The sequence below is a fragment of the Ruegeria sp. N10 genome, from assembly GCF_056531545.1.
Genome location: NZ_JBQFLY010000001.1, coordinates 153,946 through 171,597, shown reverse-complemented (window position 1 = coordinate 171,597; position 17,652 = coordinate 153,946). Strand labels below are relative to the sequence as shown.

The following is a 17,652-nucleotide window of genomic DNA, read 5'->3' as shown; positions in this document are numbered from 1 at the left end:
CTTCAAAGGCGATCTGCAGACCAATCAACAGGCTTTTGCAGGAGCGGTTGGTGCCACTCCAACGAACTGCTTTGCCCAATTCAAAGCTCAAGGTAGGCTGGCCTCAGATTTTAACACAACCGGATTACCTGCATGTTTCGCCTTTACGTATTATTCGCCCTGCTTGTGTCCTCGCCCCTTCTGGCCGCGCCTTGTGGGAATACCAGCGTGGGGTTCGAGGCCTGGAAGGCCGATTTCGCCCAGCAGGCCCGCAAGGCTGGTGTGAAAAAAAAGGGCCTTCAGGCGCTTGCCCAAGCTCAATACGCCACGGGCACAATTGCGGCAGACCGCAATCAGAAAAGCTTCAAATACACACTGGACAAGTTCATGCGTGTAAGAGGCGCTGATGCAATCGTCGCGCAGGGGCGCAAACGCAAGGCTGCAAATCCCGATTTCTATGCTGCGCTTGAACGGCAATACGGTGTTCCGCCGGGCATTCTGATCGCCATTCACGGCATGGAAACCGGCTTTGGCAATTTTATGGGAGACAGTCAGGTTGTTTCCGCAATCACAACACTGGCCTATGATTGTCGCCGGTCCGAGTTCTTTGTTCCGCACGCAATCGGGGCACTTAAACTGGTCGATGCAGGAAGCATTACCGTGGCGACAAAAGGGGCAAAACATGGCGAGTTGGGCCACACTCAGTTCCTGCCGGGCAACGCCCTGACCTATGGCGTCGATGCCACCGGCGACCGTCGGGTGGACTTTTATGACATGACCGACGCGCTTGCCTCGACCGCCAATTATCTTCGCAAGAAAGGGTGGAAGCCGGGGCGTGGCTATCAGCCAGGGGAGCCGAATTTTCAAGTGCTGCAACAGTGGAACGCGGCCTCTGTTTATCAGCAATCCATAGCAATCATGGCCGCCCGAATCGACCAATAGGCGGTCGCACCAATAACACACTCCGCACCCGCTTTCGCCACATTTCCGCCACAGTGACAAACAAAAGCCTTTAGTTTCTTGGTTTCCAACGCGTAACCAATACCGGAGTAAAATCACCTTTTTTGCATTTTCCGCCAAATTCTCCACACGAATGGTTGTTACAGTGTTTGCTGAACAGTACGCAAAAAGGACAGTGCAGTGGCTCGGAAGCACAGCTACCATGGCGGCCTGCAATTTAATGGCGACGCGAATGGCGCGATCGAGCGTTTTGGCACAATCGTTGCCACGACGCTGGAAGATTACGGCCATCTGGTCGAACGCAAGGCGTTGCTGAGCAATTCTGAAGCCAGCATTGTTTCAAGTCAGTATCTTGTGCGACTGACTTTGGATACAGGCACCCCCGAGCAGGAAGACCGGTACGAGCGTATGGATCGCGCCGCGGGGCTAAAAACGATAACAAAACCCCGCGCCGCAAATCCGCAAAACAGATTGGTTCTTTCAATCACGCCGGTCTCACCCCTGCTGGATGACTCCGAGATTTCGGAACTGATGATGGTCGTCATTCTGTATCGCATGGTCGACATTTGTTCGACCCGGCGCGTTGAATGGCTGTCGCCACACACGGTTCTGACGGTCGAGCAGTTTATGAGCGCCTTTGACACTCTGGCCCCCAGCCGATCACGCGACAGAAAACAAATTTTTCAGTCGCTGACCGGGCAATTCTCGGCAGTGAATGTGCCAGAGAACGGTGACACCTTAAGTGTACTTCATACTTCGACGTCCCGCCCGATCCAGCTGACAGATGAACAATTGCTCAGCATCGCGTTTCGCAGTGAAGATACAAACATGCCAGGTCAGGAAACGTTCGATGACGACGATGGTGTCGTAAAGCCAAGCGACGTTCTGCGTCTCAGCAGTTGGTGCATGACGGGTGTACTGGCAGGCGTTTCGACCCCGATTGCCCTGTCAATGGCTGCAGTGAATCTGATCCGGGGTGAAGATTTTCGCCTCAACACCCAGGTGCTTGTCTTTACCTTCGCGATAGTTGCCCTGAACGCAACGAACGCGTTTGCCGATGTTGCGGCCGCCTTGGGCCAATAAGAGAACTACAGAAGACCCTCCTTGGATGCCCCGCCTTCAGGCGGGGTTTTCCATTTTGGGAACCGTGTTCGCGGCCAGAACATAAGTGTGGATTGAAAAGACGACCGCATCCGTTTTCGGCAAGCGCAGCAGGGTTTGCCGCTCGCTTCGCAAGTAGGACGTTTTACGTCGATCTGTGTCGCCCCGCCTGTCACTGGCGCTTCGGGGTTGAAACAGTTCGGGGTCTTCATACCAAAGCGCGTTAAAGCGCCAGAGCGGACGACCGGGCTGTATCCCGTCGAACAGGCGCTGCACCCGCTTGGCGATATTTTCGTCGTAACTTGCGACAGGCACATGGATGTCGATCAGTGGTCGCATGAATTTTTCGGACAAAAGCCAGCTGGCCGGGAAACACAGGATTGCGCCGGTCAAAACATGTTCAGTTCCACGCTTTTGCAGGATGCAAAAATCCTCCTGAACCAGCCTACACAATGTATCAAGCGGCTGGGCCCGGTCGACTGCGACCGTTACACCATCGGGTCTGACGACTTCTTCACCTGCATTGGGATAGACCTGCGACAGCACAAGGTCGAGCAGTTCCCGAGCGGCGGGTTCTGCCTGCGGATCAAGCGCCAGAACGTCATCGCGGCGTTCCGTCAGCAGCTTTTCCCGGCATCGCATCTGACCGGCAAAAGCCTCGTCCCGATGCAACCAGTTTTCCATCGTTGCAGGCTGGATACCCGGCAAAGCACGCGGGTCGCCGACATCATACGGTATTTTATCTTGCAGAATTTTATTCATACCAGCGACTTAGCATGGGTCGAAATATTTGTCGGTCGAAAACGACAGGATCGCCGTCGCATTTTTCCAAGACGATCCACATGGGCACCTTAGGTTTGACTGAACAAGCAACGAGGTCCGTCATGAACAAGCATTACCGAGACACGCGCAAGATTGACCCCAGCCGAGGCGCTACGCTGGGTGATGGCACGCCAAACGAAAATGACCGGATCGAGATCGGGCCGACACAGCTGGCTTTTGACGAATGGGCTGCGGCAGGTCTGGAACTGCCCAATCTTGCACGGATGCGGGAACATCGCTGGAAGCGTCTGACGCAGGCCATCGTTGATCGCGGATACGGAGGTTTGCTGGTTTTTGACCCGCTGAACATCCGCTATGCGACCGACAGCACGAACATGCAGTTATGGAATACGCATAACCCGTTTCGCGCGGTGCTGTTATGTGCCGATGGCTATATGGTGATATGGGACTACAAGAACTCGCCTTTCCTCAGCACGTTCAATCCGCTGGTGCGCGAACAGCGTTCAGGTGCGGACCTGTTTTACTTCGACCGTGGCGACAAGGTGGATATCGCGGCAGATGTCTTTTCGAACGAGGTGCGCGTGCTGATCGATGCGCATGGTGGCGGCAACAAACGTTTGGCCGTCGACAAGATCATGCTGCACGGTCTGCGCGCGCTTGAGGCGCAGGGCTTTGAGGTCATGGAAGGCGAAGAGCTGACCGAAAAAACCCGTGCCGTGAAGGGACCGGATGAGATTCTGGCCATGCGCTGTGCCAATCACGCCTGCGAAACCGCTGTGGCGGAGATGGAGAGCTTTGCACGCGCCAATGTCGGCAATGGCAAGACTACCGAGGATGATATCTGGGCTGTTCTGCACGCGGAAAACATCCGTCGCGGTGGCGAATGGATCGAAACCCGGCTGCTGGCGTCAGGCCAACGCACAAACCCGTGGTTCCAGGAATGCGGCCCGCGCATCACGCAGCAAAACGAAATCATCGCCTTCGACACCGATCTGATCGGGTCCTACGGAATATGCATCGATATCTCGCGCACATGGTGGATTGGCGACCAGAAGCCCCGCCCTGACATGATCTATGCCATGCAGCACGCGCATGAACACATCATGACCAACATGCAGATGCTGAAGCCCGGTGTGATGATCCCGGAACTTACCGCCAGGTCGCACAGGCTTGACGACAAGTTTCAGGCGCAGAAATACGGTTGCCTGATGCACGGAGTGGGATTGTGTGATGAATGGCCGCTGGTCGCGTATCCGGACAAAGCCGTGGAAGGCGCCTATGACTATCCGCTGGAGCCCGGCATGGTGCTGTGCGTCGAAGCCTGCGTTGGCGAAGTCGGTGGCGATTTCAGCATCAAGCTTGAGGATCAGGTTCTCATTACCGAAACCGGGTTTGAGAACCTGTCCAGATATCCCTTTGACCCCCAATTGATGGGGATCGAATAAGGCCGGGCCTTCAATTCGACCAATGGGACCGGCGGACATTTCCATGCCAGTCTTCCGTGGCAGGGCTGACCTGAACCTGTGAACCACCTTGGGGCGCGGGCCAGGATTGGCCGACCGCGAACCCGGCAAGGCCGACCAGAACAATAGCCAGGATCATACGTGAACGCAGGTCGGGTATCTGGGGCGTAATATCTGCATGTGACATCTGTGTCTCCTGTTTCAGCTTTCAGGAACCACAGATGGGATGAGGAGGATCATAAGTGAAACGAATGTTTGTTTGCATCGCCATCACTATTCTTGATAATAACAGAAGGTAAGAGCTCCGCCGTCATGCGGCCCGAAGGCGACAGGGATCTTGCGCCGTCCGTGCAACGCCCGTTTGTTCTCACCTTCCTGTTACGCGTGTGACTTAAGGGTTGTGACCCAAGGGGCAAATACACAGTATTGGGCGTGTTCCCCCGTACCATTCAAGGAGCCGACATGCCCACGGAACGCATCACTTTTGCCGGACATGACGGCAGCCAATTGGCGGCGCGACTGGATTTGCCGGATGGACCCGTGCTGGCAACGGCCCTGTTCGCCCACTGCTTTACCTGCTCCAAGGATATCCCGGCCGCCCGGCGCATTTCCGCCCGTCTGGCTGCCATGGGTATCGCGGTGCTTCGGTTCGATTTCACCGGACTGGGCCATTCCGAAGGCGAGTTTGCCAATACGACCTTCACTTCGAATGTCGCGGATCTGATTTCAGCCGCGCAATATCTGGCCGGTCGAAACATGGCACCTGCCCTGCTGATCGGCCACTCGCTTGGGGGCGCGGCGGTGTTGCGGGCGCGGGCAGGTATTCCCACTGTAAAAGCCGTCGTGACATTGGGTGCACCGGCGGACCCCGCCCATGTGTCGCATCACTTTGAGGACGCGTTGCCTCAGATCGAAGAGGATGGCAGTGCCGAGGTCTCTCTGGGTGGTCGCCCCTTCCGAATTGGTAAAGCTTTTGTGGACGACATTGCCAAATCGGCCTTGTCATCTGCAATCGCCGACCTCAAAGCCGCCCTGCTGATCCTTCATGCCCCACGCGACGAAACGGTCAGCATCGACAATGCGAGCGCGATCTTTCTGGCCGCGAAACACCCCAAAAGCTTTGTTACCCTTGACGATGCCGATCACCTGATCACCCGTGCCTCTGACGCCGAATATGCGGCCGATGTCATTGCTGCATGGGTTTCGCGCTATGTGAAACTGTGCCCACCCGCGCCGCCACCGGGTGCGCCAGAAGGCGTTGTGCGCATAACCGAAGCAGATCCCGGCGGGTTCATGCAGGATATTCAGGCCGGTCCAAACCACCATCTGGTCGCGGATGAGCCCGCATCTTATGGCGGCACTGACAAGGGCATGTCGCCTTATGGCTTTGTCTCGGCCGGTCTGGGGGCCTGCACGTCGATGACAATACGCATGTACGCCCGGCGCAAGGGCTGGCCCCTGACAAATGTCAGCGTCGATGTGTGTCATGACAAGGTTCACGCGCAGGATGCCGGATTGGTGAATGACGGCAAGGTGGACCAGTTTCGCCGGAAAATCCGCCTGAGCGGCCCGCTGGATCAGGAGCAAAGGCAACGTTTGCTTGAGATTGCGGACAAATGCCCGGTTCACCGGACGCTTGAAGGCTCGGCCCGCATAACGACCGAGCTTCTTTCATAAGAAAGGCCGCCTGACAGGCGGCCTTTTTGTTCCTTAGCGCCGCGGGCCCGGTCGATGAATGGGCGGGCGGGCAACTGGCGGACGCGCCACAGGTGGGCGCGGGCGCGCGGGAGGTTTGGCCACAGGTGGTTTCGGACGCTCGGGGCGCACTGGTCGATCAGGTCGGTTAGGACGATCAACGTCTATATCCACATTAACGTCATGGTAGTAGTCGTTCCACAGCATCGAGTCGTAAAACGGGTCATACCCGTACCCGACCCCAACCGTAACACCGTCACAGGCCGACAGCGTCAAAGTCGCGATCCCCAACCCCAGCGCAAGGGACATCCTTTTGATCAGTCTAATGCTCATTGTCCCCTCCCTTACTGAAGCGCCCGGAACGACGCGAATACGGCGTTCAGATCATCAGCAAAACTCGGGTCTGCTCCGTCCCGCAGAATGGCAACTGCTATGGCAACCCGGCCTTGCGGAAGGTCAATGGCGGTGGCGGTAAAGCTTACCCCCTTGCCGTCCCGGTGCCCGGTGCCCCGAAACACGCGTGCTGGCAACCCGCCAATACGGGTATCGCTGGTGCTGGTCATCGTCGGGTCTTTGACCAGAAACCTGTCGATATCCTGCAAGTACCGGACGCCGCCCTGAATTGTTCCAACCCCCGCAGGTGATACGAAACCCATCCACACCGCGTCGTCTGTCACTGGCCGGAACCCCATGACCCGCGCGACCGCACGGGCGTCGCCCAGTTCGGTATCCTCAATCTCGCGCGGGCCGCCGGTACGAAGGACCCAGAAGTCTGGTACATCAAACCGAAAGAGCGCTTGGCCTTCATCGGTGTATATCACGGGTGTGTCAGCCAGTGCTGGTGCAGCTGCGCCGACCCAAAACGCACCACAGAGGGCAAGTATAGAACATGATAAAAATCGCATATCTCAATAACCTGGTTTTTTCCTTCCGATCAGATTGAACTGTCAATGCGCTGTTTGTCCAGCATCGCTTGGCAGCAAGGGCAAGGCGGGCATCCACCCCAACTGGCGGCATGATCCGGTGAGACCTAGTTGCAGGCCCAAAACCTGCCTTGTTGTGGAGCCCTGCCCGTCAATGCCTTGCTATATCCTTTGCAGGACAGTTTTCCGAACCCGTCTGCTGCTGAAAAGCCCGAACAAACGGCAAGAATCAGGGCAAACCGTCTCATATACGCTCTCGCATCTTGTTCCCTACCCCGCACGCGGCTAAACCCCGCGCCAACGCCTCATCCAATCTGCAAAAAAGGTGCCGTCGCCTATGATTCCCCGTTATTCCCGCCCCGAAATGGTTGCCATCTGGTCGCCCGAGACCAAGTTCCGCATCTGGTACGAGATCGAGGCGCACGCGTGCGACGCCATGGCGGATCTGGGCGTGATCCCGCGTGAAAATGCCGAAGCCGTCTGGAAAGCCAAGGATGTGGAATTCGATGTCGCCCGCATCGACGAGATCGAGGCCGTCACCAAGCATGACGTTATCGCATTCCTGACCCATCTTGCAGAGCATGTTGGCAGTGAAGAGGCGCGTTTTGTGCATCAGGGCATGACCAGCTCGGACGTGCTGGACACCTGTTTCAACGTACAGCTGACCCGCGCCGCCGACATCCTGATTGGCGACCTTGAAGGGCTTCTGGCCGCGCTCAAACGCCGCGCAATGGAACATAAGAACACGGTTCGTATCGGACGCAGCCACGGCATCCACGCCGAACCGACAACCATGGGTCTGACCTTTGCCCGCTTCTACGCCGAGATGGACCGCAACCTGTCCCGGATGCGTGACGCACGTGCGGAAATCGCCACCGGAGCGATCAGCGGCGCGGTTGGTACCTTTGCCAATATCGACCCGCAAGTCGAGGAACATGTCTGTGACAAGCTGGGTCTGGTGCCTGAGCCGATCAGCACGCAGGTCATTCCGCGTGACCGCCACGCGGCTTTCTTTGCCACGCTGGGCGTCATCGCCAGCAGCATCGAGAACATCGCCATCGAAATCCGCCACATGCAGCGGACCGAGGTGCTGGAGGGGGCCGAGTTCTTCTCGATGGGCCAGAAAGGCTCTTCGGCGATGCCGCACAAGAAAAACCCGGTGCTGACCGAGAACCTGACCGGTCTGGCGCGCATGGTCCGCGCGGCCGTAATACCGGCGATGGAGAATGTTGCGCTCTGGCACGAACGCGATATCTCGCACTCATCGGTCGAGCGCATGATCGGGCCGGACGCCACAATCACGCTGGATTTTGCCTTGGCCCGCCTGACAGGCGTGATCGACAAGATGCTGATCTTCCCGGAAAACATGATCGAGAACATGAACAAGTTCCCCGGGCTGGTCATGAGCCAGCGCGTTCTTTTGGCACTGACCCAGGCAGGTGTCAGCCGTGAGGACGCCTATGCCATGGTACAGCGCAACGCGTTGAAGGTTTGGGAACACCGCACCGACTTCAAGGCGGAACTGTTGGCGGATGCTGATGTAACTGCCGCACTCAGCCCTGCGCAGATCGAAGAGAAATTCGACCTCGGGTATCACACCAAGCATGTCGATACGATCTTTGCGCGCGTGTTTGGCGACTAACGGTTATCTTTTCAGTCTGTTAGCCGGGGGTGCTCTGCCACGTGCATTGTACCCCCTTGTTTTTTGCCAGACCAACGGAAATGCGGTATCCTGCATGTGCTTTTTCCATACGAGGGAAACATCATGATCCGAACACTCCTAAGCGCATTGGCACTGGTTCTTGTGGCCTCGGCCGGGCTTGCCTGCGAACAACATTCCAAACAGACCCAATCCTGCGCACCCGGGACAACGTGGGATACTGAAACAAAAAGCTGCGCGAAATCTGTCAACAGCTGACAATTTTTGTCCAGTTCGTGAATAAAAGCGACCGTTCCCCTGTTAGCTTTTTTGTAGATCACACTATGATTTCAATAAGAGCCCCGAGAACGGAGTAAAGAAATGCGCCTTTTGTTAGCTTCTGCCCTTGCTTTGCAAGCCTTTGCCTTCGCGCCAGCTGTCCATGCCGCAGGTGGTGACAACAGCAGCCCGCCGAAACCTACGAATACAACCAAGAAATGCCTGTTCGGCCGTGTATATGACGAAACCCGTGGAAAATGCGTCAAACCCGACAAGTCAAGCCTGACAGATGATCAGCTATATGATGCGGTCCGCGAACTGGCGTATGACGGGCAATACGGGCACGCTCAGGACATTCTGCGCATCATGGATCAGGACGATGATCGTGTCCTGACCTATTGGGGTTTCACCTATCGCAAGATGGGCGAGCTGGAACTGGCAAATGTCTTTTACCAAAACGCGATCAATGCCAACCCAGACAATCTTTTGGCGCGCAGCTACATGGCGCAGGGGTTTGTGTCCGAAGGCCGAACCGATCTGGCGATCGAGCAATGGCGCGAAATAAAGGCCCGTGGCGGAGAAGGCACCTGGGCCGAGGCGTCGCTGCGTGAAGCGATCCGAACGGGTCTGACATACAGTTATTAAGGTTCAGGGTTATTTAACCCGACTCTCTCTAATCTGCCTGTGGTTCGAAAACTTTGGCTCCACAGGCAGATGCAAAACACCAACGCATTAATTCAAACGGTTCAAGGGGCTTCGGCTCCGTTTCCCGCAGGGGGTGGCGACAGCCCGCGCCTTGTTCCCCGGACTTTGACCAGCCGTCAGAAGGCGGCCGTCGTCGTGCGCCTGTTGTTGAACGAAGGCGCCGATCTTCCGTTGGAGGAGCTTCCCGACGACCTGCAAGAAAAACTGACACATCAATTGGGGGAAATGGGTCTTGTGGATCGCGTGACCCTGGGTGCCGTGGCACAGGAGTTCAGCGAAGCCCTGAACAATGTCGGTCTGGCCTTTCCACATGGGCTTGCCGGGGCCTTGGATGCCGTCAGTGGAAAAATCACACCCGCAACAGCGGCACGTTTGCGCAAAATTGCCGGAGTTCGTCAGATCGGTGATCCTTGGCAAAGGTTGCGCGACATTCCAGCCCAGGACCTTGCGGCCATGGCACAGGCGGAAAGCACCGAAGTGGCCGCTGTGATGCTATCGAAAATGGATACGGCACAGGCGGCGCAGATGCTGGGCCACATGCCGGGTCCGGTGGCGAGGCGGATCACTTACGCAATCTCGAAAACAGCAAATGTCACGCCCGAAGCGGTTGAGCGTATTGGCTGGTCACTGGCTGCTCAGCTGGATCAGCGGCCTGTTCAGGCCTTCAATGACGGTCCGGGCGCGCGGGTGGGTGCAATCCTGAACCAGTCTGCGTCCGCCACGCGCGACGACCTGCTGAACGCGCTGGATGAGGACGACGCTGATTTTGCCGATCTGGTGCGCCGGTCGATCTTTACCTTCGCCCATATCTCCAGCCGGATCTCGCCCCGTGATGTTCCAGCGATATTGCGGGAAGTCAATCAGCCTGTTCTGGTCGCGGCCCTGGCTGGTGCCGCCGCGGATGATGACAAGGCATCTGTCGAGTTTCTGCTGTCGAATATCTCCTCTCGTATGGCAGAAAACCTGCGCGAGGAAATCGCGGAACGCGGGCGGGTCAAGCAATCTGAGGCCGAAGATGCCATGACCCAGATTGTTGGGGCGGTTCGTGCCCTGTCTGACGCCGGAACAATTACGCTGATTGAAAAGGAAGAAGACGAAAGCACGGGTTGAGGCAGGAACAGGCGCTCCCACAAAATCGTTGGGGCGGCCATTTCGCTTGGGTGCTTGAGGTTACGGGTACCGGGTTGTATGTCTTAGGCAACATTTCGCAACACGCGGTGAGACACCTCCATGCCCGTCGAAAAGTCGGAGCTCAGCCGGTTTGAGCTTGGAAAATACTATGTCGCCAATATGTTCCTGCAGGGAATCATCAGCGCTATGCGCCTGCTTCCTTATGAAAGGCGCATAGCGACCATGGGTGCAATCATGAAAACCCTTGCACCCGTCGTTGGATTTCGCACCCGCGTCCGCCGGAATCTAAAGCTCACCTGCCCTGAATTGTCTGACGTCGAGATCACAAAGATCTATCGTGACGTGTCGGATAATGCCGGTCGGGCAATAATGGAGCATTTCTCACCCGAAGGTTTTATCGAACGTCAGGTGAACGCCAAGATATCCGGGCCCGGTATTGCTGCATTTGACGCCGCGATCGCCGAAGGGCGCCCGGTGATGATGATCACGGCGCATTTCGGTCACTATCTGGCCGCACGCGTCGCCCTGCAGAAACACAGCGGCAAACCGATAGGATGCCTTTACCGGCGGATGGCCAATCCTTATTTCAACGACGCCTATGTCGAAGCTTTTTACAAAACCGGCGCGCCGATGTTCGAACAGGGGCGGCGCGGTATGGTCGAAATGGTCCGGTCACTCAAGAACGGTGGAATTATCGCTATCGTATCCGACCTGCATGCGTTGGGAGGCGAAGAGCTGACATTCTTCGGCAAGCCTGCCGTGACATCCGTGTTGAACGCAGAACTGGCCATCAAGTACAAGGCCGCACTAATACCTTGCTATGCCGTGCGCCAGCCAAATGGCATCGACTTTGAAATCATCCTGCATGATCCCGTGCCGCACACGGACCCAAAGACGATGACCCAGTTCACCAATGACGATCTGGAACAGATAGTGCGGCAGCATATGGGGCAGTGGTTCTGGATCCATCGGCGCTGGAAAAGCTGGAACGGGCTTGGCGTCCAACCGGACAACCTGCCCTGATCACTTGGCCCATGTCGCGGCAACAATCGGCCCGTGACCGGCCCTTTGCACAAGCACGACGGCTGGCAAGTCTGGTTCCAGCTGCGCCGAGTAAGTCTGCGGTGTTTGCCCATCCCACTGGCCCGCAATCTGCCAGGTTTCGACAACATTGGCATAATCCAACTCCCGCCCGGCTAACTCTCCACGACGGATCGAGGCATGGCGCAGGGGCGAATACTGAACGATACGCACGTCATAGGTCTCACCTTCGGGCAATTCCACAGGTGTCACACTCACGGTCACTTCGTCTGCGTCTCGGGTCGCGGTCACCGCTGCCTCGGGGGCGGCCGTTAGATGCGCATCAATCAGACGGTCGAGCTCCTGAGCCTGAGCGCCGACGATATCGTGCTGACCATTTATGATCATCTGGGGCGTATAGATCATGGATTTTCCGTTTTCGCGGGCATAAGCCCGTTGCCGGAACGTGTGATCAGGATCGGCATATTCGTCTTTCCAGCCGATGTAATCCCAATAGTCGACATGCAGTGCCAGCCCGATGACATCGTCGCGTTTCGCCAGCTCATGCATGATCCGGTCCGCCGGCGGGCAAGATGAACACCCCTGTGAGGTGAACAGCTCAACCACCACAGGATCCTCACCGGACATGGATTGGGTGGCGAACAGGCAGGATACGAGGGCGGTCAAAGCAGCGGATTTGAACATAAAAACTCTCGGATTGAACGGGTGTTCTCTGGGATAGCCGTTTTGCCGCTCAACCGCCAATCAACGTTTCTTGAGGGCGGCTTCTGCAATTCGCCGCCTAAATGTGTGCAATGGTATACAAAATTGCAAATCCAGTGCTATTGAACCTTGAACCAACGGCTTGGGTGATGCAGATAACACTCAGCGATGCCCGAAATCCAAGCCATTTGAGAAGGGAGGCCACCAGATGCCCATTAAAGTCGGACAGGATACCGCCAAGACACGCCGCAGCCTGAACGTGAATGGCAGATCCATTTCCTACTATTCGATCCCCGCCGCGCAGCAGGCCGGTTTGGGTGATTTCTCCAACCTTCCTGCCGCGTTGAAAGTCGTGCTGGAAAACATGCTCCGATTTGAAGACAGCGGCTTTTCGGTCTCGGTCGATGACATTAAGGCATTTGCCGAATGGGGTGCCAATGGCGGCAAGAACCCGCGCGAGATTGCATACCGCCCTGCCCGCGTGCTGATGCAGGACTTCACCGGTGTTCCCGCGGTGGTCGATCTTGCCGCCATGCGCGACGGGATCAAAGGCCTGGGCGGTGACGCACAGAAGATCAACCCGCTGAACCCGGTCGATCTGGTTATCGACCACTCGGTCATGATCGACGAGTTCGGGAACCCGCGTGCGTTCCAGATGAACGTCGACCGCGAATACGAGCGCAACATGGAGCGCTATCAGTTCCTGAAATGGGGTCAGAACGCGTTCAACAATTTCCGCGTAGTGCCTCCCGGCACCGGTATCTGCCATCAGGTGAACCTGGAATATCTGGCGCAGACAGTCTGGACGGACACCGATCAGAACGGCGAAGAAGTTGCCTATCCCGACACGCTGGTTGGCACCGACAGCCACACCACCATGGTCAACGGCATGGCCGTTTTGGGGTGGGGCGTTGGCGGAATCGAGGCGGAGGCTGCAATGCTGGGTCAGCCGATCTCGATGCTGATCCCTGAGGTGATCGGTTTTGAGTTGACCGGCTCGATGGTCGAAGGCACCACCGGTACGGACCTTGTTCTGAAGGTTGTCGAATTGTTGCGCGCCAAGGGCGTGGTGGGCAAGTTCGTCGAGTTCTATGGCGAGGGGCTGGACCGCCTGCCGCTGGCTGACCGTGCAACCATTGCCAACATGGCGCCGGAATACGGCGCAACATGCGGCTTCTTCCCGATCGACGGCGAAACCCTTCGCTACATGCGCAACACCGGCCGCGACGAAGACCGCATCACGCTGGTCGAAGCCTACGCCAAGGAAAACGGGTTCTGGAGAGGCCCGGATTATGCACCGATCTACACCGACACTCTGTCGCTGGACATGGGCACAATCGTTCCAGCAATTTCAGGCCCGAAACGCCCGCAGGACTACGTCGCGCTGACCAACGCCAAGGCCGCTTTCACCAAGGAAATGAAAGAGACCTTCAAGCGCCCGATGGGCAAGGAAGTCGCGGTCAAGGGCGAAGACTACACCATGGAGTCGGGCAAGGTTGTAATTGCTTCGATCACCTCCTGCACCAACACGTCGAACCCTTACGTGATGATCGGTGCAGGCCTTGTGGCCCGCAAAGCCGCAGCGCTGGGTCTGAACCGCAAGCCTTGGGTCAAAACCTCGCTGGCACCCGGTTCGCAGGTTGTATCGGCCTATCTTGAGGCCGCTGGACTGCAAGAAGATCTGGACAAGGTCGGTTTCAACCTTGTTGGGTACGGCTGCACCACCTGCATCGGCAACTCGGGCCCGATCCAGAAAGAAATCTCTGAAGCCATTTCCGAGGGCGATCTGGTCGCCACGTCGGTTCTGTCCGGCAACCGTAATTTCGAAGGCCGTATCTCACCGGATGTCCGCGCCAACTATCTGGCTTCGCCGCCGTTGGTTGTTGTCTATGCGCTGGCAGGTACGCTCGACATCAATCTGACGTCCGAACCTATCGGTCAGGACAAGAACGGCAACAACGTCTTCATGAAGGACATTTGGCCGACCCAAAGCGAAATCGCGGAACTGGTTGAAGCGACCGTAACCCGCGAAGCGTTCCAGTCGAAATATGCGGACGTCTTCAAGGGCGATGAGAAATGGCAAAGCGTAGAGGTTCCGCAACAGGAAACCTATGACTGGCCGCCAACGTCGACCTACATCCAGAACCCGCCCTATTTCCAGGGTATGGGGGCGGAACCGGGCACGATCTCGAATATCGAAGGCGCCAAAGTTCTGGCCATTCTGGGCGACATGGTGACCACCGACCATATCTCACCCGCGGGGTCATTCGCGGCAACGACGCCAGCAGGCAAATACCTGACCGACCGTCAGGTTCAACCGCGCGAATTCAACTCGTACGGCTCGCGACGGGGCAACCACGAAGTCATGATGCGCGGCACCTTTGCCAATATCCGCATCAAGAACGAGATGTTGGACGGAGTTGAGGGCGGCTATACCAAAGGCCCGGATGGCGAACAGACATCAATCTACGACGCCTCGATGGCCTTTCAGGCCAATGGCACCCCGCTGGTCGTGTTTGGTGGCGAACAATACGGCGCGGGCTCAAGCCGTGACTGGGCGGCCAAGGGCACCGCACTGCTGGGTGTCAAAGCCGTGATTGCGGAAAGCTTTGAGCGAATCCACCGGTCCAATCTGGTTGGCATGGGCGTTATCCCGTTCGAATTCACCGGTGGAGATACCCGCAAAACCCTGGGTCTGAAGGGGAACGAAACCGTCTCGATCCACGGTCTGGATACGGTCGAGCCGTTGCAGATCGTGCCCTGCACCATCACCTATGCAGATGGGGCTGAGACGACCATCCAGTTGAAATGCCGGATCGATACCGCGCCTGAGATCGAATACATCGAAAACGGCGGCGTGCTGCATTACGTGCTGAGAAATCTGGCGAAGGCTGGCTGAGGTACGCAGCGAATAAGTAAGTTTTGAGGGCGCCTTCGGGCGTCCTTTCTTTTGCAAGGCTCTGCCTCGCGCTCCGAAGTTTTATTCAGCAGAAGAAGTTGGATATACGCGGCACTCTGAAAACAGGAGGTGGTTATGGAAAAGGTGGCGTTGGTAACAGGCGGGGCGCGGGGTATTGGACACGCCATCGTAGAGGAGTTGAGCCGCGACCATAGGGTGGCGTTCACTTGGTTGTCCACCAACCCTCGGGCGACGCTATTGCGGGGGGAAGCTTTGGCGATCCGTTCGGATCTGACGGCTCCTGATCAACCTGCGGCGGTGATTGCGCAAGTGATGGAGCGGTTTGGACGACTTGATGTGATCGTGAACAATGCTGGGTTGGTTCGATCGACGCCAAAAGAGGAGTTCCAAGCGGAGGAGCATCGCGCCATTCTGGACATGAATCTGCTAGTCCCCGCTGCTTTGCTGGCTGCAGCTTTGCCACATTTGGAACGGGGCGCCGCCATTGTCAGTATCTCGTCGATGAATGCAGTGTTGCCGCCCCGTGATGCTGTCACTTATGGTGCCAGCAAGGCGGCTCTGAACCTGTGGACCCGTGCCATGGCCAAAGAGTTGGGGCCAAACGGGATACGCGTCAATGCTGTGGCCCCCGGTGCGATCAACATTCCTGAAGCGCCTCGTTCGGAAGAACTGACAGAACTTTTCGTGAAGGATACTGCGTTGGGCCGGGCCGGACGGCCCGAGGATATAGCCAAAGTGATCAGGTTTCTGGCGTCGGACGCGGCCTCGTTCATCACAGGTGAAGTTTTGTCCGTAACGGGAGGCTATCGTTTATGAACCGCCCGCAGCTTTCTCAAGCGCAGGCCGGATGGTGCTTGCGATGACACGCTGCGTAATCGGGCCAGCAAAGCGCAGAATGATCGTTCCGTCACCGTCGATCACGTAGGTCTCGGGAACGCCGTACAGACCCCAGTCAATCGCCATACGGCCCTGTTCGTCGCGGCCCATGGCGGTGTACGGATCACCAAGGTCATCCAGGAAAGCCTCGGCATTGCTCAGCTTGTCTTTGTAGTTGATGCCGTAAACCGGGATGCCTTCAGCCGCCAGCGCCTCAAGGTTGGGGTGCTCGGCGCGGCATGGAGCGCACCAACTGGCCCAATAGTTGACCAGCTTGACCTCTCCGTTGCGCAGCGTTTCATCGTCGAAAAGGGTCTTTCCCGGAAACTCGGTGAGAACCACGGGCGGCGCCGGTTGCCCTTCGCGGGCCGAGGGCAAGGCGTTGGGATCTTCGCGAAACATGCCGATGCCTGCGAGAACCGCGAATGCGCCAAATATCAGAGGTGGCGCAATCATCAGGGGCGAGATTTTAGCCATTGCGCGACATCCTCTGTTCGACCTTTTCCATTTCCGCACGCACCTTGCGCCCGCGCATCACGCTGAACGCAACCAGCGCCACGATAAGGGCAATGGAAACAGCATAAGACGACAAAACAGCGTCTGCATATTTTCCAAGATCGGGGATCATCCGCCCACCCTTTCCCGTGCCTGTAACGCCTTAATACGACGGGCGCGAATTTCCGTTCCGGTGCGGTACAACACCAAGGCGATGAACAGCAGAACAAATCCGATGATGCAGGCCAGCAGAGGGTAGAAAAAGACATTGCTGACTTTCTCTTCCGTATCCGCCCCGGTAACGGCCCCGGCCCGCATGACCGATGCGCCCTGATGCAGGCCCTGATTCCAGAAATTCACCGCATACCGGCTGAGGATCGCAAAGACCGACCCCACCAAGCACAAAACCGAGGTCAGATCGGCTGCGGTATCAGGGTCCTCAATAGCTTCCCACAAGGCGACATAGCCAAGGTAGAACAGAAACAGGATCAGAAACGATGTCAGGCGCGGATCCCAGGCCCACCATGTGCCCCACATGGGCTGTCCCCAGATGGCCCCCGTCAGCAGCGCAATCAGGGTCATTACAATCCCGATCGGCGCAGCAGCCCGTGCCGCAAGCGCGCTGACATGGTGGCGACGCACCAGCCAGACCAATGAGGTGGCCAGCATCATCAGCCAGCAATTGATCGCCATCAGGGCCGCCGGAACATGCAAATAGATGATCTTGACCGTCGACCCCTGCTTGTAGTCGTCCGGTGTAAAGAAAAATCCCCAGGTCAGACCGACAACGATGCAGAGGATCGAGACGATCCAAAAAAACGGCAGGACCCGTTCGCTGGTTTCAAGAAACTTGCGCGGGTTGGCATATTCCCAGAGGGCGTTGGCTTTGGCTGCGATTGACATGGGCCCTATCTAGTCCGAGTTGGGGTGGTTCTCAATTGACATCCATCAAACTTGTCG

At 57.1% G+C, this 17,652-nt stretch carries 18 protein-coding genes; 10 read left to right on the top strand and 8 right to left on the bottom strand.

All coding sequences use genetic code 11. The features are described 5' to 3' along the window. The first annotated feature begins 132 nt into the window (after positions 1–132). Entirely contained in the window at positions 133–921 is a 789-nt protein-coding gene (locus tag ACR0JI_RS00845) for a lytic murein transglycosylase (protein ID WP_480492964.1), read from the top strand. Between the two features lie 198 nt (positions 922–1,119). Beyond that, complete coding sequence (locus ACR0JI_RS00840) at positions 1,120–2,022, top strand: hypothetical protein (protein ID WP_480473397.1); 903 nt, start codon at positions 1,120–1,122, stop codon at positions 2,020–2,022. Positions 2,023–2,058: 36 nt separating this feature from the next. Here ACR0JI_RS00840 and ACR0JI_RS00835 read toward each other — a convergent pair whose 3' ends face one another. Then, complete coding sequence (locus ACR0JI_RS00835) at positions 2,059–2,802, bottom strand: heme-dependent oxidative N-demethylase family protein (protein ID WP_480492963.1); 744 nt, start codon at positions 2,800–2,802, stop codon at positions 2,059–2,061. A 122-nt stretch (positions 2,803–2,924) separates the two neighbouring features. Here ACR0JI_RS00835 and dddP point away from each other — a divergent pair, with 122 nt between their 5' ends. After that, the gene (gene dddP / locus ACR0JI_RS00830) at positions 2,925–4,268 is read left to right on the top strand and encodes a dimethylsulfonioproprionate lyase DddP (protein WP_480492962.1); all 1,344 of its coding nucleotides are present in this window, start codon (positions 2,925–2,927) and stop codon (positions 4,266–4,268) included. A gap of 10 nt (positions 4,269–4,278) precedes the next feature. Here dddP and ACR0JI_RS00825 read toward each other — a convergent pair whose 3' ends face one another. Continuing rightward, the gene (locus tag ACR0JI_RS00825) at positions 4,279–4,473 is read right to left on the bottom strand and encodes a hypothetical protein (protein WP_209503530.1); all 195 of its coding nucleotides are present in this window, start codon (positions 4,471–4,473) and stop codon (positions 4,279–4,281) included. 275 nt (positions 4,474–4,748) lie between these two features. On the opposite strand from ACR0JI_RS00825, the gene ACR0JI_RS00820 reads away from it, so the two are divergent. Further along, positions 4,749–5,963, top strand: coding sequence for a bifunctional alpha/beta hydrolase/OsmC family protein (locus ACR0JI_RS00820; protein WP_480492961.1), 1,215 nt, complete (start codon positions 4,749–4,751; stop codon positions 5,961–5,963). A gap of 33 nt (positions 5,964–5,996) precedes the next feature. On the opposite strand, the gene ACR0JI_RS00815 is transcribed toward ACR0JI_RS00820, so the two are convergent. Together ACR0JI_RS00815 and ACR0JI_RS00810 are read right to left on the bottom strand one after the other, a co-directional pair. Next, positions 5,997–6,314, bottom strand: a complete 318-nt coding sequence (locus ACR0JI_RS00815; protein ID WP_480492960.1) for a hypothetical protein — start codon at positions 6,312–6,314, stop codon at positions 5,997–5,999. Between the two features lie 11 nt (positions 6,315–6,325). Further along, on the bottom strand, positions 6,326–6,802 hold the full coding sequence (locus ACR0JI_RS00810; protein WP_480492959.1) for a hypothetical protein: 477 nt from the start codon (positions 6,800–6,802) through the stop codon (positions 6,326–6,328). A gap of 439 nt (positions 6,803–7,241) precedes the next feature. On the opposite strand from ACR0JI_RS00810, the gene purB reads away from it, so the two are divergent. The 4 genes from purB (at position 7,242) to ACR0JI_RS00790 (ending at position 11,681) form a co-directional block, all read left to right on the top strand. Next, the gene (gene purB, locus ACR0JI_RS00805) at positions 7,242–8,546 is read left to right on the top strand and encodes an adenylosuccinate lyase (protein WP_480492958.1); all 1,305 of its coding nucleotides are present in this window, start codon (positions 7,242–7,244) and stop codon (positions 8,544–8,546) included. Positions 8,547–8,924: 378 nt separating this feature from the next. Continuing rightward, complete coding sequence (locus ACR0JI_RS00800; protein WP_480492957.1) at positions 8,925–9,467, top strand: tetratricopeptide repeat protein; 543 nt, start codon at positions 8,925–8,927, stop codon at positions 9,465–9,467. 69 nt (positions 9,468–9,536) lie between these two features. Continuing rightward, positions 9,537–10,637: a flagellar motor switch protein FliG gene (locus ACR0JI_RS00795; protein ID WP_480492956.1), complete on the top strand. Its 1,101-nt coding sequence runs from the start codon at positions 9,537–9,539 to the stop codon at positions 10,635–10,637. A gap of 120 nt (positions 10,638–10,757) precedes the next feature. Continuing rightward, the gene (locus ACR0JI_RS00790) at positions 10,758–11,681 is read left to right on the top strand and encodes a lysophospholipid acyltransferase family protein (RefSeq protein ID WP_480492955.1); all 924 of its coding nucleotides are present in this window, start codon (positions 10,758–10,760) and stop codon (positions 11,679–11,681) included. On the opposite strand, the gene ACR0JI_RS00785 is transcribed toward ACR0JI_RS00790, so the two are convergent. Continuing rightward, complete coding sequence (locus ACR0JI_RS00785) at positions 11,682–12,383, bottom strand: DUF1223 domain-containing protein (protein WP_480492954.1); 702 nt, start codon at positions 12,381–12,383, stop codon at positions 11,682–11,684. Positions 12,384–12,609: 226 nt separating this feature from the next. On the opposite strand from ACR0JI_RS00785, the gene acnA reads away from it, so the two are divergent. Both acnA and ACR0JI_RS00775 read left to right on the top strand, forming a co-directional pair. After that, entirely contained in the window at positions 12,610–15,300 is a 2,691-nt protein-coding gene (gene acnA, locus ACR0JI_RS00780; RefSeq protein WP_480492953.1) for an aconitate hydratase AcnA, read from the top strand. Between the two features lie 135 nt (positions 15,301–15,435). Then, positions 15,436–16,137, top strand: coding sequence for an SDR family NAD(P)-dependent oxidoreductase (locus ACR0JI_RS00775; protein ID WP_480492952.1), 702 nt, complete (start codon positions 15,436–15,438; stop codon positions 16,135–16,137). Here ACR0JI_RS00775 and ACR0JI_RS00770 read toward each other — a convergent pair. From ACR0JI_RS00770 to ACR0JI_RS00760, 3 genes are read right to left on the bottom strand one after another with little or no spacing between them, the layout of a single operon-like run. After that, positions 16,132–16,674: a DsbE family thiol:disulfide interchange protein gene (locus ACR0JI_RS00770; protein ID WP_480492951.1), complete on the bottom strand. Its 543-nt coding sequence runs from the start codon at positions 16,672–16,674 to the stop codon at positions 16,132–16,134. The two genes, ACR0JI_RS00775 and ACR0JI_RS00770, sit on opposite strands and share 6 nt — an antisense overlap. Continuing rightward, positions 16,667–16,825: a heme exporter protein CcmD gene (gene ccmD / locus ACR0JI_RS00765; RefSeq protein WP_209503508.1), complete on the bottom strand. Its 159-nt coding sequence runs from the start codon at positions 16,823–16,825 to the stop codon at positions 16,667–16,669. The genes ACR0JI_RS00770 and ccmD overlap by 8 nt, the downstream gene beginning before the upstream one ends. After that, positions 16,822–17,595: a heme ABC transporter permease gene (locus ACR0JI_RS00760; protein ID WP_267366837.1), complete on the bottom strand. Its 774-nt coding sequence runs from the start codon at positions 17,593–17,595 to the stop codon at positions 16,822–16,824. Before ACR0JI_RS00760 ends, ccmD begins: the two co-directional genes overlap by 4 nt. Between the last annotated feature and the right edge of the window lie 57 nt (positions 17,596–17,652).

What these genes read in the sequence shown, in the direction of transcription:
- acnA (WP_480492953.1), top strand. Translation starts at nt 12,610, where the DNA reads ATGCCCATTAAAGTCGGACAGGATACCGCCAAGACACGCCGCAGCCTG.
- ACR0JI_RS00800 (WP_480492957.1), top strand. Translation starts at nt 8,925, where the DNA reads ATGCGCCTTTTGTTAGCTTCTGCCCTTGCTTTGCAAGCCTTTGCCTTC.
- ACR0JI_RS00785 (WP_480492954.1), bottom strand. Translation starts at nt 12,383, where the DNA reads ATGTTCAAATCCGCTGCTTTGACCGCCCTCGTATCCTGCCTGTTCGCC.
- ACR0JI_RS00835 (WP_480492963.1), bottom strand. Translation starts at nt 2,802, where the DNA reads ATGAATAAAATTCTGCAAGATAAAATACCGTATGATGTCGGCGACCCG.
- dddP (WP_480492962.1), top strand. Translation starts at nt 2,925, where the DNA reads ATGAACAAGCATTACCGAGACACGCGCAAGATTGACCCCAGCCGAGGC.
- ACR0JI_RS00825 (WP_209503530.1), bottom strand. Translation starts at nt 4,473, where the DNA reads ATGTCACATGCAGATATTACGCCCCAGATACCCGACCTGCGTTCACGT.
- ACR0JI_RS00845 (WP_480492964.1), top strand. Translation starts at nt 133, where the DNA reads ATGTTTCGCCTTTACGTATTATTCGCCCTGCTTGTGTCCTCGCCCCTT.
- ACR0JI_RS00775 (WP_480492952.1), top strand. Translation starts at nt 15,436, where the DNA reads ATGGAAAAGGTGGCGTTGGTAACAGGCGGGGCGCGGGGTATTGGACAC.
- ccmD (WP_209503508.1), bottom strand. Translation starts at nt 16,825, where the DNA reads ATGATCCCCGATCTTGGAAAATATGCAGACGCTGTTTTGTCGTCTTAT.
- ACR0JI_RS00790 (WP_480492955.1), top strand. Translation starts at nt 10,758, where the DNA reads ATGCCCGTCGAAAAGTCGGAGCTCAGCCGGTTTGAGCTTGGAAAATAC.
- ACR0JI_RS00760 (WP_267366837.1), bottom strand. Translation starts at nt 17,595, where the DNA reads ATGTCAATCGCAGCCAAAGCCAACGCCCTCTGGGAATATGCCAACCCG.
- ACR0JI_RS00770 (WP_480492951.1), bottom strand. Translation starts at nt 16,674, where the DNA reads ATGGCTAAAATCTCGCCCCTGATGATTGCGCCACCTCTGATATTTGGC.
- ACR0JI_RS00795 (WP_480492956.1), top strand. Translation starts at nt 9,537, where the DNA reads ATGCAAAACACCAACGCATTAATTCAAACGGTTCAAGGGGCTTCGGCT.
- ACR0JI_RS00815 (WP_480492960.1), bottom strand. Translation starts at nt 6,314, where the DNA reads ATGAGCATTAGACTGATCAAAAGGATGTCCCTTGCGCTGGGGTTGGGG.
- purB (WP_480492958.1), top strand. Translation starts at nt 7,242, where the DNA reads ATGATTCCCCGTTATTCCCGCCCCGAAATGGTTGCCATCTGGTCGCCC.
- ACR0JI_RS00820 (WP_480492961.1), top strand. Translation starts at nt 4,749, where the DNA reads ATGCCCACGGAACGCATCACTTTTGCCGGACATGACGGCAGCCAATTG.